This is a genomic window from uncultured Maribacter sp. (assembly GCF_947500985.1).
Classification (GTDB): Bacteria; Bacteroidota; Bacteroidia; order Flavobacteriales; family Flavobacteriaceae; genus Maribacter.
Genome location: NZ_CANMTX010000005.1, coordinates 11597 through 29962, shown reverse-complemented (window position 1 = coordinate 29962; position 18366 = coordinate 11597). Strand labels below are relative to the sequence as shown.

Sequence of the window (18366 nt, the reverse complement as noted above, 5' to 3'; positions counted from 1 at the left end):
TATATAATTACTTCTTCTTTAGATTCTTAAAATTAGTCAGATAGTTTGCCCGTAGCACAACTTACAAAGGACTTCGCTTTTGATAGTACCGAATTATCTTGGTCTAGACTTGGGTAGCCAATCGACTTTAATTTGTTTTTTGCGGTAGCTATATCTTCTTGCTTTAAAGCATCAAAAGAAACCGAAGATGATTCTACTGATACCGATACATTACTTATGGTAGGTATCTCTTCTAATTTTGAGACAATTGTTTTGGCACAGCCACCACATTTTAAATTTTGAATAGGAATTACTGATGTCATTTCTTATTTATTTTATTCGTCTTTAAAACTTATACTCCAAATGCCTCTTACCTCATTTTCTTTATAGCCTATGGCTTCGTCGAATGGGTATTTATCGTTCAAAAGTTGGGTAACCTTTGGGTCGATATTTGTTTCTGGCACACCATGGCAGTTTAGGCACATGGTATTAGTAACAATAGGGGAATAGAAATTAGTAATTCCATTCTCGTTAATTAGTATAGGTTCATAAGACTCGTTGTTATTAATTTTTGATTTAAAAAACTCAATATATTCAAGCTCTTTTTTACTTGCTTTATTATTTTGATTTCTAGGTTTATCGCTTACCCTTTTAATTTTAGCATTATGAACAATTGCCATACTATCTGTTAGAGGATATGCCTTTTCATTACAAAACGCTACAGCACCTAATGGACCATTTTTTTGAATGTTGAGCATAAGATTCTTACCTAAAACTTTTTGGGTAGTTTGGGCATACATTTTACCTTTTTCTAAAAGTAGACTATCGTTTATTTTAGTATCTATTTCTGGTGTGCCAATGCTCAAAGATGTACTGTCAGAATTGTCTAAAACTTCTTGTTTTACCTTTGGAGAATCTTTACAACTGAATGCAAAAACAATCGCTAATATTAAAATGATATTTTTCATAAGTATGACATTTAAACTATGTTGATTGCCTTTAAATTATACTACCCTTAGTAGATAAACTACCAAAAGCTACCTATTAAAGATAGCTTTTGATTTTAATTCCAAGAAGTATAACCTCCTTTAAGATCATATACTTGTGTAAAGCCCATTTTTAATAGTTTACGAGCTGCTTTTTGGCTTCTTGCACCTGATCTACAATATACAAATACCGGTTTTTCTTTATTTACTTTTTCAAAATAAGCGTTAAAGTTTCCACCGTTAAAAAAAATCGACGTTTATAGCGTTTTTAATGTGACCACTGTTATATTCAGACGGTGTTCTAACATCAAAAGGTTTGATATTGTTAGCTACAATTTGCGTGGCATATTCGTTCTTGTTAAGTATAGTGATATTACCTGCGGTTTCTTCTTTTTTACCAAAGAGTGTACTTAAAAATGACATAGTATTTTATTTAAAATTAATATTCAATAACCAACCAATAAAAATAATTATAATGTAGTAGGGCAAACAAATTCAGTTACTGGTATACCAGCATCTTTAATATCTTTAAATCCGCCTTTTACATCTATAAGATTATGAATACCTCTACTTTTTAAAATAGAAGAAGCTATCATACTTCTATAACCACCAGCACAATGAACATAAAATTGTTTATTATCTGGAAACTCTGGTAAATGGTCGTTTAAAAAATCTAAAGGGGTATTGTTAGCTTCTATAATATGTTCAGAAAGATATTCAGATTCTTTACGAACATCGAATACAGGTACCTGATCAGTTTCAATGGCTTTTTTAAGTTCATCTGCATCAACCTGGCTTACGGTATCATACTCCATCGCCGCTTTTTTCCAAGCATCGAATCCGCCTTCTAAATATCCTAACGTACCATCAAAACCAACTCTAGATAACCGAGTTACAGCTTCTTCTTCCATACCAACAGGGGTAATCAATAAAATAGGCTGTTTTACATCTGCGATTAAGGCACCTACCCATGGGGCAAAACTACCATCCAATCCTATAAATATGGAACGTGGTATATGACCTTTGGCAAAATCATCTTGATGGCGAACATCTAAAACTATGGCTCCAGTTTCATTTGCTGCAGCTTCAAAAGCCTTTGGGGAAAGTGCTCTTGTACCACGTTCCAAGACTTCTTTTATATCTTCATAGCCCTCTTTGTTTAGTTTTACGTTTAAAGGAAAATATTGAGGTGGCGGTAGTAAACCATCGATCACTTCTTCAATAAATTCTTCTTTTGTCATATCTGAACGCAAGGCATAATTCATTTTCTTTTGGTTGCCCAAGGTATCAACCGTTTCTTTCATCATATTCTTACCACATGCAGAACCGGCACCATGAGCTGGGTAGACGATGACGTCATCTGCTAAAGGCATAATTTTTTCACGTAGACTGTCAAATAAGAATCCGGCAAGTTCACGCTCTGTCAATTCGCCCATTTTCTGTGCAAGATCAGGTCTGCCGACATCACCTAAAAACAAGGTGTCTCCGCTAAAAATAGCATAGTCTTTACCGTTAACGTCTCTTAGTAAGTACGTGGTACTTTCCATGGTATGACCAGGTGTATGCAAAGCCGTAATGGTAATATCACCTAATTTAAATTCTTGATTGTCTTTTGCGATAATAGCTTCAAAAGACGGATTTGCTTTTGGTCCATATATAATATCTGCACCAGTTTCTTTGGCCAAGGTTACATGACCACTTACAAAATCTGCATGAAAATGAGTTTCAAAAATATATTTGATTTTAGCATTGTCTGCTTCAGCTTTTTTAATGTAAGGCTGTACTTCTCGTAGAGGATCAATAATGGCGACTTCTCCATTGCTTTCAATGTAGTAAGCACCTTGTGCAAGACAACCAGTATATATTTGTTCTACTTTCATAAGTTCATATTTATTATTAAAACAAAATTACATTTGTAAAAAGGACTACACAGTAACTTAGGTTACATAGGTATTTAGAAGTAAAAACAGCCCTGAAAAATCAGCGCTGTTTTAGTCTTAGATTTTACAAAAGTGTTGAAGGGCAAACATATGCAGTTTTAGGTAGTGTTGTTTTTGAAATAGCCTCAAAACCACCTCTAACATCCGTAAAATCTTGCCATCCTCTTTGCTTTAAAATCGAAGCTGCGATCATACTTCTATACCCACCGGCACAATGTAAAACAAAGGGCTTGTCTTTTGGAAACTGAGATAGATGCTGGTTAATTTCATTTAGTGGAACGTTGATTGCCCCAACCACATGTTCAGCATCAAATTCACTCTTTTTTCTAACATCAATGATTAAAGGTTTATCTGTTTCATATTCAGCTTCCAATTCATCGGCATTAATTCTGTTGCTTACCTCAAAATCTTTTCCTGAATTTTTCCATGTATCAAAACCACCATCTAAAAAGCCTACAGTATGATCATAACCAACTCTTGCCAAACGGGTAATGGCTTCTTCTTGTTTGTCTTTGTAAGTGACCAATAAAATTTCTTGCTTAATATCTGGTATCATTTCACCTACCCATTGCGCAAAACTACCTTCAAGTCCAATATTGATACTATTAGGAATAAATCCTTTTGCAAAATCTTCGGCATTTCTAGTATCTAAAACTAAAGCTCCAGTTTCATTGGCAACAGCCTCAAAAGCCTCGGGAGTGTATGGGGTAGTGGCACGGTCCATTATCTTGTCTAAACTTTCGTACCCTTGAATGTTCATTAAAACATTTTTAGGAAAATACCCTGGAGGAGCTGTGAGTCCGGTTAAGAGTTCTTTTATAAATTCGGCTTTGGTCATATCTGGTCTCAACGCATAGTTTACTTTCTTTTGATGCCCTAATGTATCGGTAGTTTCTTTACTCATCATTTTACCACAAGCAGAACCGGCACCATGGTTAGGGTACACAATTAAATCATCGCTCAGTGGCATAATTCTATTGCGTAAAGAATCGTATAAATAACCAGCGAGCTTTTCTTCGGTTAAATCCGCTACGACGTGTTGTGCTAAATCTGGTCTGCCAACCTCACCAATAAACAAGGTATCGCCAGTGATAATACCATGTTCTTTTCCATTTTCATCAATTAAGAGGTAGGTAGTACTTTCCATCGTATGCCCAGGAGTGTGAATCACTTTTACCTTATAATCACCCACTTCAAATATTTGATTGTCTTGTGCTGTGGTAGCTTTATAAGCAGGTTTTGCACCGGGGCCGAATATAATTTCTGCACCCACCTTTTTTTGTAAATCTAAATGACCACTCACAAAATCTGCATGAAAATGGGTCTCAAAAACATATTTAATTTTTGCGTTGTCTTTTTTAGCACGGTCAAGGTATGGCTGTACTTCACGTAACGGATCAAAAACTGCAGCTTCACCATTACTTTCTATATAGTAGGCAGCGTGTGCCAAACATCCGGTATAAATTTGTTCTACTTTCATGTTGTTATTTATTTGATTAATACTATAAAATTACCCTTTGTATAGGACGTGTACAGTGACATTGGTCACATAAGCGAAAATTTTTAAAAGAATTCCATATAGAAAATAAAGGCAGCCATAACAAGAATAAAATAGCCGAAACCTTTCTTTAATTTTTTACCATCTATGAAGTTGCTGAGGTAACTGCCGATAAAAATACCAACAAAAGATAATGATGTAAAAACGGCAAGAAACTTCCAATCAATGAGCATGGTCATCGCATCACCCAAAAAGAAACCCATTAAAGATTTAATGGCAATTATAATTAACGAGGTACCAACGGCAACTTTCATTTCAACATTCGCCAAAATGACCAATGCAGGAATAATTAAAAATCCGCCACCGGCGCCAATCAATCCTGTTATACTACCAACAAGTAACCCTTCTAATACTATTAATGGATAGTTATAAGAAACTTCACCAGCTGTTATAACACTTTTTTCCTTTTTTAGCATAGAATACGCAGCAGGAATCATTAAAATAGCGAATAGCCCGAACATTGCCATTCTACGTGTAAATTGAAAGTGATCAACTTCAAATAAAACATCGGGCATTGCAGGTACCACATAGTGCCTAACAAGCGTAACACCAACAATTGCGGGTATACCAAAAACAATCGCGGTACGCCAATCTACGTAGCCTTTTAAATGCTGTTGCCAACCACCGACCAATGCACTTGCGCCAACAATAAAAAGGGAGTAAGCGGTTGCGGCTTTTTCGTTAATTGAAAAAAGGTAGGCTAATACAGGCACGGCTAGTATCGAGCCACCGCCTCCGATGAGTCCTAATGAAACACCTATTACCAAAGCGCTTATGTATCCAAAAATGTGCAAAATTTCCATGTGATGTATTTGATATTACAAAAGTAGAACGGTACGGAAACCTGCGCAGTAACATTGGTTACAGAGGTATTATAAATCTAATATTTCTAAATAATTACGGTGAAGTTTAATTTTTCCCATTTCTTCAAGCTTCTTTAAAAGCCTAGAAATTACTACCCTAGAACTATGAAGGTCGTAGGCAATATCTTGATGGGTACTGTGAATGATATTATCTCTTGTTACTCTAGATTTTTCTTTTAAATAGCCGATTAGACGTTCATCCATTTTTTGGAATGCGATATTATCTAAGGTGCTTAAAAGCTCGTTTAAGCGAACATGGTAGCTATTGAATACGAAGTTTCTCCAAGATTTATATTTGGCGGTCCATTCTTCCATTTTTTGAATAGGCACCATAATTAGTTTTGCATCCGTTTCTGCAATAGCTCTAATCTCACTTTTCTTATCGCCCATACAGCACGCCATGGTCATAGAGCAGGTATCACCTTTTTCTAAATAGTATAGTAAAAGTTCATCGCCATCTTCATCTTCTCTCAAAATTTTAATGACTCCAGAAATTAATAAAGGCATACCTCTTATGTAGTCACCAATCTCCATGAATTTATAACCTTCAGGTACTTCTTTAAAAGTTCCTACCTGAACAATTTCATTGATGAGCTCTTCTTCAAAGATATCTCCGTATTCTTCCTTTAAATCTTGAATCATTCTTGGCTAATTAATTTTCTGTGCTATTTCTTTATCAAATTTAAAAAATATATTCGCCCAAATCGATTTAGATACTGCGGATATCCATGGCATTGTTACCACTAATGATGCAACGATAACAACGAATAAAGCACCTATTGAAAGTTGAAGTCCGAATAGTAAAGTTAATACATACGCGGCAACTGCTACGGCAATTCCTACTGCATAAGAAACATACATTGATCCCGTATAAAAACTAGGCTCAATACTATATTTTAAATCGCACTTTGGACAACGTTCTTTAACCTTATTGAAGTTACTTAATTTATAAGGATTTGCCTCAAAAAATTCACCTTTATGACATCTAGGGCATTTCAAAAATATAATACTGTATAATTTAGAACCTTTTGGTAACATGTTTAAAAATTTTAAATCAAAATTATTGGATCTGAATAATTTCTTAGGTAACAAAGGTTACATAGTACCACTATTCATTGTGTAATTTCTGGGGAAGTTATCTTTTTTCGATGTGCTGCGAACTGATATAAATCATATTATATGCTGACTTAGATATGTAAGTTTGTGGCTAAATAAGAAGTTTATGTGTTCGCTTGTTCAAAAGTATAATGTACCAGGGCCTAGATATACTAGTTACCCGACAGTTCCTTTTTGGGATATCAATACCTTCTCAGGAAAAAAGTGGGAGGCTTCGGTAAAAAAGAGTTTTCACGTTAGTAACTCTGTATCTGGTATTAGTCTTTATATACATTTACCATTTTGTGAAAGTATGTGTACGTTCTGCGGATGTCATAAGCGAATTACAAAACGACATGATTTAGAAATGCCCTATATAAAAGCTGTATTAAAAGAATGGCGATTATATAGAGAGTTGTTTGATGAAAAACCGATTATAAAAGAGCTACACTTAGGCGGTGGTACACCAACATTTTTTACTCCAGAAAACTTGAAGTATTTAATTGATGGTATTCTACGAATAGCCGATAAGGCAAATGATGCCGAGTTTAGTTTTGAAGGTCACCCTAACAATACCACTAAAGAACATTTGTTAGCATTGTATAATGTTGGGTTTAGAAGAGTAAGCTTTGGTGTGCAAGATTATAATGAAACTGTACAAAAGGCAATCAATAGAATTCAACCTTTTGAAAATGTAAAAAATGTAACCGAGTGGGCTCGTGAAATAGGGTATACTTCCATAAGTCACGATATCATATTTGGTCTTCCGCACCAGAAATTAGAACATGTAATTAATACAATAGAAAAGACCAAAGAATTAAAACCAGACCGTATTGCTTTTTACAGTTATGCACATGTGCCTTGGTTGGCAGGCAACGGTCAACGTGGTTATAATGATGCAGATTTACCTGCGGGAGATGAAAAGAGAACGCAGTATGAAGTTGGTAAAGAATTGCTATTGAATTATGGATATCATGAAATAGGAATGGATCATTTTGCACTAGAATCAGATAGTTTGTTTCAAGCGATGGAAAATGGAAGCCTGCACAGAAATTTTATGGGCTATACCAGTTCTAATACCCACTTAATGGTTGGGTTAGGAGCATCGAGTATAAGCGATAGTTGGTACGGGTTTGCCCAAAATGTAAAAAATGTTGAGGAGTATCAGAACTTAGTGGAAAATGATATAATTCCGCTTTATAGAGGTCATATTTTAACAGAAGAAGATCAAATTATAAGAAGACATATTTTAAATTTAATGTGCCAGTTTAAAACAACTTGGAGCGAATTTAAGTTACATCTACCACAAATAGATAGTATTATTAATAGGTTGAAAGAAATGGAAGAAGATGGTTTGGTGAACATTACCGAAGGTAGTCTTCAAATTACTGAAAAGGGTAGACCGTTCGTTAGAAATGTGTGTATGGCTTTTGATTTGCCATTGCAAAAAAAGGCACCGGATACCAAACTTTTCTCAATGACCGTTTAATTTTAAAATAGAAGTTCCTAATCTTAATAATTGCTAAATAAAATTATCATGAAAAAAATAATCGTACTTACAGATTTTTCAAATCAGTCAGAACAAGCGCTAAAGGCAGCTGCAGATTTGGCTAAAAAACATAAAGTTGAACTATTGGTAGTTCATATGCTAGAACTTAATCAGGCAATAATTACTTCGCCAGATGGTATGTACATCGAACAGACAGTTTTCTTGGTGAAATTGGCAGAAAAGAATTTAAAAGAGTTTTTAGAAAAACCTTATTTAGAAGGCATTACCGTAACTCCGGTAATTAAGCATTATAAAGTATTCAGTGAGCTAAATGCTATAGCAAAAGAGCATGATGCAGATTTAATAGTAATGGGTTCTAATGGAGCTAGCGGATTTGAAGAAATGTTTATTGGTTCTAATGCAGAAAAAGTGGTTCGTAACGCCACAGTACCAGTATTAGTAATAAAGGGAGAGATAACCAATTTAAGTTTAGATCGTTTTGTATTCGCATGCGATTTTAACGATGATAATTTACCGGCTTTTCAAAAAGCTAAAGAGTTTGCAGAAATGCTAGGTGCTAACATGGAGGTTGTTTTTATTAACACGCCAAACGATGAATTTATGAGTAACAGAGATGCCTATCAAAAAATAAACAAATTTTTGACCAAGGCCAATTCTGCCCAACAAGTTGAAATTTATAATGACTATAGTGTAGAGCAGGGTATTATCAATTATGGTAAAACCATCTTAGCAGATGCTATAGCAATGCCTACACACGGTCGTAAAGGTATTTCTCATATGTTTAATGGCAGTATTGGCGAAGATGTGGTAAACCATTCGCAAATACCGGTAATCACATTTAAAATATAGATACCAACTTCTTCAATGAACAAGAATAAACCCAAGGCATATGCTTTGGGTTTATTTGTTTTAAACAGTAATTATAAAATTCAAGCTTAAATAAAATTCTAGTTACTATATTTTATATAACAAATAAAGTAATTCTCCTTTTAATTTATGCTATAAGAACATTCGTCATAAAATCATGTAGTTGGTGCATTTGTGGCTTTCCTTTTTTCTTACCACTTCTACCGGCAAAATATAGCACAAACCATAGGGCAATCAGCATGATCATAACTCCTACTTGAATGTGGTAGTCTTTACCTAAAGATGCACTTGAATATGCCCAAATACCTATGATTATAAAAAGGGTTGCAATTACAAAATGAATGAACATAAAGAAAGTCCATAACGTAGGGTTGGGTCCGAAAACACCATGTAGGCGACAATTGAACGCATCTACTTCATCTATCTCTAAATGTAATTGCGGTGACCAAAAGTGATGTTCTTTTTGGTTGAATTTGATGAATACATGCTCGTCTAACCTATTTACCAGAAAAGGCGTTTGGGCGGCAACTTCAAAATTAGATAGAACAGTTTTTTTAGATTGTTCCACATTCATTTGAAACCTAGGGCGAAGCACTATTTCGTTCGGTAATGGTTTCATATGAATTTGTATTTGGCTTTAGCCATTAGTTATGACACTCTATTGCACTTGAAGCTAATTGTGTTACTGGTGCGGGCGATACGTAAGGAATTCCCAAACCTAGACCTCTAAGTATAAAAAGAACTCCTATGATAACTACAAAAACCGGGATTACCTTTTGTACTTTTTGGCGTATGCCACCTTTTAGTAAATTACTGAAATATATGGCAGCGGTCATAAGGGGTAAAGTACCCAAACCGAAAAGCATCATATATAAACTACCTTGTAAAGCATCGCCCATTGCTATAGATCCAAAAAGCGCCATATAAACGAGTCCGCATGGTAAAAAACCATTTAAGAATCCGATAGTTAAAAAAGTATCGGGAGATTTCTTCTTTAGTTCTTTACCCAATTGGTTCTTAACCTTTGAAATGATTTTATAGATAGGTTTAGACAGGTTGTATTTATTGAATGTTTTATAGGGAATTAAAACAATCACGATCATAATAATGCCAATACCAATAGATAGTTTTTGCTGTATTCCAAAAATGGAAAGTCCTTTACCTAGTAGTCCAAATATGAGACCTATAAGTCCATATGCCATTAAGCGACCAAAGTGATAGATGAAAATCTGCCCGAATTTTTTGTAGTTATTTGTTCTATCTACTGGAAGCATAAAAGCAATGGGTCCGCACATACCAACGCAGTGCAAACTACCCATGAGACCTAATATGAGAGCGGATAGTAGCATATTTAAAAAGTAATACTTTCTTTATGTAGAAAATCTTTTCCTTCGTGTTCCCAAGTAATTTTAATGTCCCAGCGACCATCCAACAATTGATTGTCAGGTATGAGCAAATGTGAATTGGATAAACTAATGGGCAAATTAAAATCCAAATTCTTGTTGGATGGTCTGTATAGGGACACTATGCCTTTAACATTGGTATCATCATATCCTTCAGGGAAAAGTATCATTAACCCTTCAGCAGATTGTTGTATTTCTATTTGTGTAGTTGCAATTTGAGCGTTTTTCTCTGCATCTATTTCTTTTTGAAAGCCAAGCTCCGCTTTATAATAATCTTCGGTAACCAAATCATGATTAGCATTATGACTGGTGGTCATAGTAATTACAAAAAACAATATAAAGCCCATGAATGCAACTATGGCAATAACAATACCGGTACCCCAATTAATTTTCATGATTTTTCTGTTTATTTACTATTTATAACTACGTGGTGCTAAAAAGCGAGCCGTAGTGGTCTCTATTAACTTATCGTTACTATAAACCCCAATTTTAAGGTTGTTCTTATCGCCGCTTAATGCAGATGCGTTTATTTCAATAAACAAGGTGCCTTCTGCTAAAGCTTCTGGTTGAACATCAAAATTATCTGTACGTACCAATTTTATTTCACCTTTAGGAGAAATTAATTCAAAATGAACATCTTCAACCGTTTTAGTGGTTTTGTTCAGTAGTTTATAGGTGTATACATTACTAATAATATTACCTTCTTTATGTTCGTAAAGCTGACCAGGTAATCTAAGAATATTTGCTTCAAGATCATTCCTTAAGAACATCATACCAACAAGAACTCCAGTTAAAATTACCAGAACTGCAGTATACCCTTTTAAACGGGGGGTAAACTTGAATTTTTCTTTTTTGGTAATTTCATCTTCACTGGCATAGCGAATCAACCCTTTTGGTAGATCAACTTTCTCCATAATTGTGTCACACTCATCTATACAAGCGGTACAGTTAATACATTCTAACTGCGTTCCGTTTCTAATATCAATACCGGTAGGACAAACATTTACACACTGGTTACAGTCAATACAATCACCATTACCGAGTTCTTGACGATCTTCATTTTTACGCCATTTTTTTCTACCGTTTTCAGCCTCACCTCTTTCATAATCATAGGCAACTACAATTGATTTATTATCAAGAAGAACCCCTTGCATACGACCGTAAGGGCAGGCAATGATACATACTTGCTCTCTAAACCAAGCAAATATAAAATAGAATACGCCTGTAAAAATCAATAGGGACACCATAGTGCTTACATGCTGTGCAGGACCGTCTGTTACATATTGAATTAAACGGTCACTTCCAATAAGATAGGCAAGAAAAACATTGGCTATAATAAACGATATAATGAAAAAGATAATCCACTTTAAAACACGTTTCCGAATCTTTTCTGCATTCCACTCTTGTCTATCTAGTTTTATTTGAGCACCACGGTCACCATCGATCCAATATTCTATCCTACGGAAAACCATTTCTAAGAATATAGTTTGTGGACACATCCATCCGCAGAAAATACGTCCGAAAGCAACAGTAAAAAGAGCAATAAAGACCACCCCAATAATCATAGAGATTACAAAGAGGTGAAAATCTTGTGGATAAAATGGAAAACCGAAGATATTGAAACGTCTTTCTAAGACATTGAACATCAAAAACTGGTTACCATTTATTTTTATAAAAGGAGAAGCAATCAAGAAAGTTAATAGAACGTAGCTTACATATTTACGATACTCATAAAGTTTGCCACTCGGTTTTTTAGGGAATACCCAAGCTCTTTTACCATCTTCTTTAATGGTACCAATGGAATCTCTAAAATTATCTTGATCTTGCGACATTTTCTCTCTCTTTATATGCTTTGAGAGCTTTTACACTCTCACTGTATTCAGTTCATGGTAACTGAAGCAGAATCAATTTCTACTTCTGGCATTGTTTGTTCAGCCGGAGTTTCTTGTGTAGAAGCATTTGGATCTACCCAAATATCACCTTCAGCTGCTTTTGGGTTAGCTGGTGTAGTACCTTGAAAACTTAATACATAACTAGCTACTTGTGCAATTTCTGCAGGTTTCAAGTTCTGTTTCCAAGCAATCATACCTTTACCGTCACGACCACCTTCAGAAATAGTATGGAAAACGTTTTTAATACCACCACCAAGAATCCAGTTTTGATCTGTAAGGTTAGGTCCAATTCCACCGCCACCATCAGCCATGTGGCAAGCAACACAGTTGCCTTCAAAAATGCCTTTACCGGCACTAATATCTGATGCATCTGTTAATAGTTCAACCGTATTGGCATCAACAAGACCTTTGGCTGTTTTTTTGTATTCCTCAATTTCTAATTGAGCGGCAGCAACCTCTTGTTCGTATTCTAATGTTTGGTTATAATCGTTAAAGAGATGAAAACGAACTAGATACACCACTGCGAACACAATAGAAGCATAGAACAGATATACCCACCATGGCGGTAATTTATTGTCTAGCTCACGAATACCATCATAATTATGGTCAAGGATGATTTCGCCTTCGGCTTCCATAGGTTTACTGCCCAACATTTTGTCGTACATTTTTTTACCCCATGTCCATTCCCATTTTTCTTCTTTGGTGGCTAAATAACGCTCCTTAGCTTCTTCGTCAAGCGTGTTGTAAAGCACATTCTCTATTGCTTGTACAATAAAGGCAATCGCTATTAATAATAATAGGATAAGTGCCATAAAGCCAAACATTAACGTAGGGTAAACCAGAAATGCTGGTTGATCACCACTATCAATATAAACTTCCATAAGTACAATGACGGCGAAAAAGGCCACTGTTATTCTTAACCACCAGGCTGTATTGTTTTTCATAATTGGTTGTTTTGTTGGTTATCTTCTTCTAAAGGCAATTCGCTAACTTCTTTAATATATGATTTTGAGGCTGTAATTACCCACCAAAATAACAATGTGAAAAACACAAAGAAGATAAGTAATGATATCATGGGGTAGGTTGCTACACCCTCTATAGTTTCCATGTAACCTTTTACAAATTTGAACATGATTTTAGTTTTAGTTGTCAGATAATATTTCACCAGTTTCTTTGACCTTAATGTCTGTACCTAATCTTTGTAGGTAGGCAATTAAGGATACAATTTCGCGGTCTCTCATTTCTATGAATTCCTCACCGTTTTCTGCAGCATATTTTTTATCTGCTTCATAAGATCTTGCAAAATCGGGATCACTATATAAGTTATTTTCGATTTTCTCAGCCTGTGCATCCATAAGAGCATATGCATTTTCAATTTCTTCATCAGAATAAGGAACACCCAAGGTTACCATAGCTTCCATTTTGGTTTGTATATTGCTACGGTCATGCTCGTCACGAACCATCCAAGAGTATGAAGGCATGATAGAACCAGAAGAGGTACTTTGAGGATCGTACATATGGTTTAAGTGCCAGTTATCAGAGTACTTACCACCAACTCTTAATAAATCTGGACCAGTACGTTTACTACCCCAAAGGAATGGGTGATCATATACAAATTCACCAGCTTTAGCATATTCACCATAACGTTCTACCTCACTTCTAAACGGACGCACCATCTGAGAGTGACAGTTTACACAACCCTCTCTAATATAAAGATCACGACCTTCTAGTTCTAAAGGCGTATATGGTTTTACACTGGTAATTGTTGGTATGTTAGATTTTACTAAAATGGTAGGCACAATTTGTATAATACCACCAATCAAAATAGCTACAGTAGCTAAAATGGTTAACTGGATAGGTTTACGTTCTAACCAGGTATGGAAAGTTTCGCCAGCTGTTCTACGTTTAGAAACAACAGTAAGTGCAGCTGCTTCAGCCAATTCATCTTCTATAGTACTACCAGCTTTAATGGTACGAACTACGTTGTAAATCATAACACAAGCACCCACTATATAAAGGCTACCACCAATGGCACGCATCCAATACATAGGCATAATTTCGTGTACTGTTTCTAAGAAGTTACCGTAAACTAAAGTCCCGTCAGGATTAAAGTCTTTCCACATTAGAGCTTGGGTAAACCCAGCTACATACATAGGTAATGTATAAAGTATTATACCCAAAGTACCAATCCAGAAATGGAAGTTTGCCAAACCAATAGAGAACAATTTGGTTTTTGTCATTCTTGGAACCAACCAGTAAATCATACCAAAGGTTAAGAACCCGTTCCATGCCAATGCACCAACATGTACGTGGGCAATAATCCAATCACTAAAGTGGGCAATTGCATTTACGTTTTTAAGAGAAAGTAATGGTCCTTCAAAGGTTGCCATACCATAACCGGTAATTGCAACAACCATAAATTTTAAAACAGGATCGGTACGTACTTTATCCCAAGCACCTCTTAAAGTTAGAAGTCCGTTAATCATACCACCCCAAGATGGAGCTAATAGCATAATTGAGAAAGCAACCCCTAAATTCTGAGCCCAATCTGGCAAAGCAGAATATAATAAGTGGTGAGGTCCTGCCCAGATATATATAAAAATTAATGACCAGAAGTGAACAATAGATAATCTATAAGAGTACACAGGTCTATTAGCCGCTTTAGGCACAAAGTAGTACATAAGACCAAGGAACGGAGTAGTCAAGAAAAACGCGACCGCATTATGCCCGTACCACCATTGTACTAAGGCATCTTGAACACCTGCATATACTGAGTAACTTTTTAAAGCACTCACGGGTAATTCTAAGTTGTTAAAAATATGAAGTACCGCAACAGTTACAAAAGTGGCTAGATAAAACCAGATAGCCACATACAGGTGGCGTTGTCTTCTTTTGATCATGGTACCAATAAGGTTAACACCAAAAGCAACCCAAATTATTGCGATAGCAATATCAATAGGCCATTCAAGTTCAGCGTATTCCTTAGAACTGGTATAACCTAGAGGTAGCGTAATTGCCGCAGAAACAATAATTGCTTGCCAGCCCCAAAAATTAAGTTTACTAAGAAAATCGCTAAACATACGCGCCTTTAGTAAACGTTGAGTGGAGTAGTAGACTCCCGCAAAAATAGCATTCCCTACAAATGCAAAAATTACCGCATTGGTATGTAATGGGCGTAAACGACCAAAACTTAACCACGGTATACCATCGGTTACATTGGGAAAAATGAACATAAAGGCTAATAATAAGCCTACAGACATTCCCACAACACCCCAGAACATGGTTGCATAAAGGAAATTTTTCACGATTTTGTTATCGTAATAAAACTGCTGTACTTCCATAATTATACTTGTTTATTTAGTTGGATTTTTTCTTGTTTGAACTCTTTGGTACTGGTCTTCTTAGGTTTAACCAGTTCATCATCAAAAAGCATACGTACAGAAGGTGTGTAAGAATCATCATATTGACCTTGCTTTACCGATACAATAAAAGCGACGAAAAAAATTATCGCCACCACTAGACTTATACCTAGTAAAACATAAATAACACTCATACCTACCTGAATTATGATGTAAAAATAAGTGGGTTGTAAACCTTAGAAAATGACAATTGTCATACTTTAAAAATTTTCTTAAAAAACTTAAATATTTTGGGACGTGGAGCATGAGGAGAATACCTGTTAAGTATTGTATATAAATGAGTTGAGTAGTTTATAGATGCGAGGTGTTTAATTGTATTTATGTTAAAATATATGATGTCATATTTTATGAAAAGATGAATGTAAATCGCAGAATACAATACCATCTGATTATAATTTTTTACATGAAACAATACTCGTAACAGCTATCTGATTAGGGAAGTTTTCTACCAATGAGGTTCGTCATTAACGTAGTAAAAATAACGATGCTAATAGAGCTTAAAGGCATTAGAATTGCAGCTATTACGGGCTCTAACTGTCCTGTAATGGCAAAGTATAGACCCACACAGTTATAAAGCAATGATAATATAAAGCTCATTTTAATAATGCGTATAGCTTTTTTAGAAGCTAAAATATAGCTGTAGAGTTGCTGAAATTTGGTAGCATCTAAGATGGCATCACAAGCAGGCGAGAAGACATTGATGTTTTCTGAAATGGCAATACCCACGTTACTTTGGGCAAGTGCACCGGCATCATTTAAGCCGTCGCCTACCATCAGTACTTTTTTACCTTGATCTTGTAAAGATTTTATAAATTCTAGTTTCGTTTCGGGTTTTTGATTGAAGTAAAGCGGAGTCAATTTTGGCAGCAATGCCTCTAATCTTTCTTTTTCTCCTTCATTATCACCAGAAAGTATCGCCAGGTTTAACGTTTCTGACATGTTTTGGAATACAGAAGAGAGTCCGTCTCTATATTGATTTTGAAAAACGTATCTGCCTCTATAAGCATTATTAGAGCTAATATAAATAGAGGTGTCGAGCAAATTTTCTGAGGTGCCTTTACCTACAAAATTTGCAGAACCAATCTTCATATTTATATCATCTTTAGAGCTTTCTAGCCCTTTTCCAATATGCTCTTCGTACTCATCTAAAGTTATGATATTCTGTTCTTTAAGTAGATCATATAAAGATCTGCTTAAAGGGTGGTTAGAAGCTCTGATCGTATTCTTAAGTATCGATTCTTCATCGGGTGTTAAAGGCATACCTTCGTAGTGCGCCGTGCTTTTTTGGGTGGTTGTAATGGTTCCTGTTTTATCAAAAATTGCAGTATCTATTTTTGCTAAGCGCTCAATGGTTTGGGTGTCTTTAATATAGAATTTTTTCTTACCAAAAATACGTAGCATATTCCCCAAGGTAAATGGTGAGGCTAATGCTATTGCGCATGGGCAAGCTATAATCAATACTGCCGTAAAAACGTTCATGGCTTTAGAAGGGTCATAGAATAACCAAAAAGCAGTAGCAATAAATGCAATAGAAAGTACGGCAATGGTAAAACGTTTACCAATACTATCCGTAAGGTTTTGAAAAGCTGTAACCTTGTCTGTCTTAAAAATGGCATTTCCCCATAACTGTGTCAAATAGCTTTGTGATACTGATTTTAAAGCAATCATTTCAATGACACCGTTGAGTTGCTTTCCACCGGCAAAAACTTGTTCTCCAATATTTTTAGAAACGGGTTCAGATTCACCAGAAACAAAACTGTAGTCAATTTGTGCATTACCGTACACTAGAGTGCCATCTACAGGAATCATTTCTTCATTACGGATCAATATTCTGTCTCCCTTTTCAATTTCTTGAACAGGCACAGTTTCTTCTTTACCTTTTAAGTTTAGTCTAGTAATGGCAATGGGGAAGTATGATTTGTAATCGCGCTCAAATGATAAAAAGCTATACGTTCTTTGTTGAAAAAATTTACCTAGTAGTAGAAAAAATACGAGTCCGGTAAGGGAATCGAAGAATCCGCTACCTAAATTAAAAGCGATATCGTAGGTACTTCTTAGAAATAATACTAAAATACCAAGAGCTATTGGCACATCAATATTTAAAAGCTTAGCCCATAGACCTTTGTATGCCGATACGAAATAGTCCCATCCAGCATAGAACATTACGGGTAACGAGAAAATGAACATCATCCATCGAAATAAGTCTTGGTATTTATTTAACCAATATTCACCGCCAGAAGTGGCGCTTGAATTTAAGTCGAAATATTCAGGAAAAGAGAGAAACATGACATTACCAAAAGCAAAACCAGCAACACCTAGTTTGTAAATTAAGGTTTTATCAGAGACCTTCTTTTTACCGTCAAAATCTTCTAAAGAAATATAAGGTTCATATCCAATTTTAGCCAAAAGTAAGACGAGCTCTTTTAAGCTGAAACCCTCTTGTTTGTAGGTAATACGAATTGTTTTCTTCGGAAAATCTACTTGAGAATTAGTTACATTCTTATTAAGCTTGTTCAAGTTCTCTAAAATCCAAATACACGAGCTACAATGAATAGTAGGTATATATAGGTTGATGATTTGAATATTGCCATCATTGAATTCTGTTAGTTTAGCTATGATCTCTTCGTTGTCTAGAAAATCATATTTACCTTCAATGACATCAGGTGTAGAGCCTGCAGCAGCTTGAAGTTCATAATAGTGAGACAAGTCGTTTGTTGAAAATATTTCATAAACGGTTTTACAACCAGCACAACAAAATGATTTTTTATCAAATGTTATAAGTTGTCTATCACAAGGATCACCACAATGAAAACAATTAGTTGCCTGCATAAATATTAAAGAATAATAATTACAA

Annotated in this window: 20 protein-coding genes; 2 read left to right on the top strand and 18 right to left on the bottom strand. The window is 35.3% G+C overall.

Features of this window, described 5'->3' with window-relative positions; genetic code table 11:
* Window positions 1-32: 32 nt before the first annotated feature.
* The 9 genes from Q0871_RS12065 to Q0871_RS12030 form a co-directional block, all read right to left on the bottom strand.
* Window positions 33-302 (bottom strand): cation transporter, encoded by a 270-nt coding sequence (locus Q0871_RS12065; protein WP_133688625.1) that lies wholly within the window; start codon window positions 300-302, stop codon window positions 33-35.
* A 12-nt stretch (window positions 303-314) separates the two neighbouring features.
* The gene (locus Q0871_RS12060; protein ID WP_299323541.1) at window positions 315-947 is read right to left on the bottom strand and encodes a DUF3365 domain-containing protein; all 633 of its coding nucleotides are present in this window, start codon (window positions 945-947) and stop codon (window positions 315-317) included.
* A gap of 95 nt (window positions 948-1042) precedes the next feature.
* On the bottom strand, window positions 1043-1216 hold the full coding sequence (locus Q0871_RS18750) for a rhodanese-like domain-containing protein (protein WP_367275150.1): 174 nt from the start codon (window positions 1214-1216) through the stop codon (window positions 1043-1045).
* Window positions 1206-1388 (bottom strand): rhodanese-like domain-containing protein, encoded by a 183-nt coding sequence (locus tag Q0871_RS18745; RefSeq protein ID WP_367275145.1) that lies wholly within the window; start codon window positions 1386-1388, stop codon window positions 1206-1208. Before Q0871_RS18745 ends, Q0871_RS18750 begins: the two co-directional genes overlap by 11 nt.
* 47 nt (window positions 1389-1435) lie before the next feature.
* Window positions 1436-2845, bottom strand: coding sequence for a rhodanese-like domain-containing protein (locus tag Q0871_RS12050; protein WP_299323537.1), 1410 nt, complete (start codon window positions 2843-2845; stop codon window positions 1436-1438).
* Between the two features lie 124 nt (window positions 2846-2969).
* Window positions 2970-4385, bottom strand: a complete 1416-nt coding sequence (locus Q0871_RS12045; protein WP_299323532.1) for a rhodanese-like domain-containing protein — start codon at window positions 4383-4385, stop codon at window positions 2970-2972.
* Window positions 4386-4468: 83 nt separating this feature from the next.
* A complete protein-coding gene (locus Q0871_RS12040; protein ID WP_299323528.1) occupies window positions 4469-5266 on the bottom strand; it encodes a sulfite exporter TauE/SafE family protein in 798 nt (265 codons plus the stop codon).
* Between the two features lie 69 nt (window positions 5267-5335).
* A complete protein-coding gene (locus Q0871_RS12035) occupies window positions 5336-5968 on the bottom strand; it encodes a Crp/Fnr family transcriptional regulator (protein ID WP_299323523.1) in 633 nt (210 codons plus the stop codon).
* Window positions 5969-5974: 6 nt separating this feature from the next.
* Window positions 5975-6364 (bottom strand): DUF983 domain-containing protein, encoded by a 390-nt coding sequence (locus tag Q0871_RS12030; protein WP_299323520.1) that lies wholly within the window; start codon window positions 6362-6364, stop codon window positions 5975-5977.
* 184 nt (window positions 6365-6548) lie between these two features.
* Between Q0871_RS12030 and hemN the strand changes: the two genes are divergently transcribed.
* Window positions 6549-7910, top strand: coding sequence for an oxygen-independent coproporphyrinogen III oxidase (gene hemN / locus Q0871_RS12025; protein WP_299323517.1), 1362 nt, complete (start codon window positions 6549-6551; stop codon window positions 7908-7910).
* Between the two features lie 48 nt (window positions 7911-7958).
* A complete protein-coding gene (locus Q0871_RS12020) occupies window positions 7959-8780 on the top strand; it encodes a universal stress protein (protein ID WP_299323513.1) in 822 nt (273 codons plus the stop codon).
* Between the two features lie 145 nt (window positions 8781-8925).
* On the opposite strand, the gene Q0871_RS12015 is transcribed toward Q0871_RS12020, so the two are convergent.
* From Q0871_RS12015 to Q0871_RS11975, 9 genes are all read right to left on the bottom strand, one after another.
* Window positions 8926-9417, bottom strand: a complete 492-nt coding sequence (locus tag Q0871_RS12015) for a GTP-binding protein (RefSeq protein WP_299323509.1) — start codon at window positions 9415-9417, stop codon at window positions 8926-8928.
* 25 nt (window positions 9418-9442) lie between these two features.
* A complete protein-coding gene (locus Q0871_RS12010; protein ID WP_299323505.1) occupies window positions 9443-10147 on the bottom strand; it encodes a sulfite exporter TauE/SafE family protein in 705 nt (234 codons plus the stop codon).
* 2 nt (window positions 10148-10149) lie between these two features.
* Window positions 10150-10596, bottom strand: coding sequence for a FixH family protein (locus tag Q0871_RS12005; protein WP_299323501.1), 447 nt, complete (start codon window positions 10594-10596; stop codon window positions 10150-10152).
* Between the two features lie 18 nt (window positions 10597-10614).
* Entirely contained in the window at window positions 10615-12033 is a 1419-nt protein-coding gene (gene ccoG / locus Q0871_RS12000; RefSeq protein ID WP_299323496.1) for a cytochrome c oxidase accessory protein CcoG, read from the bottom strand.
* Window positions 12034-12080: 47 nt separating this feature from the next.
* Window positions 12081-13037 (bottom strand): cbb3-type cytochrome c oxidase N-terminal domain-containing protein, encoded by a 957-nt coding sequence (locus Q0871_RS11995; RefSeq protein WP_299323492.1) that lies wholly within the window; start codon window positions 13035-13037, stop codon window positions 12081-12083.
* Window positions 13034-13225, bottom strand: a complete 192-nt coding sequence (locus tag Q0871_RS11990; protein ID WP_299323489.1) for a CcoQ/FixQ family Cbb3-type cytochrome c oxidase assembly chaperone — start codon at window positions 13223-13225, stop codon at window positions 13034-13036. Before Q0871_RS11990 ends, Q0871_RS11995 begins: the two co-directional genes overlap by 4 nt.
* A 10-nt stretch (window positions 13226-13235) precedes the next feature.
* On the bottom strand, window positions 13236-15434 hold the full coding sequence (gene ccoN, locus Q0871_RS11985; RefSeq protein ID WP_299323485.1) for a cytochrome-c oxidase, cbb3-type subunit I: 2199 nt from the start codon (window positions 15432-15434) through the stop codon (window positions 13236-13238).
* A 2-nt stretch (window positions 15435-15436) separates the two neighbouring features.
* Window positions 15437-15646 (bottom strand): cbb3-type cytochrome oxidase assembly protein CcoS, encoded by a 210-nt coding sequence (gene ccoS, locus Q0871_RS11980; RefSeq protein ID WP_073245237.1) that lies wholly within the window; start codon window positions 15644-15646, stop codon window positions 15437-15439.
* A 298-nt stretch (window positions 15647-15944) separates the two neighbouring features.
* The gene (locus Q0871_RS11975; RefSeq protein WP_299323473.1) at window positions 15945-18341 is read right to left on the bottom strand and encodes a heavy metal translocating P-type ATPase metal-binding domain-containing protein; all 2397 of its coding nucleotides are present in this window, start codon (window positions 18339-18341) and stop codon (window positions 15945-15947) included.
* Between the last annotated feature and the right edge of the window lie 25 nt (window positions 18342-18366).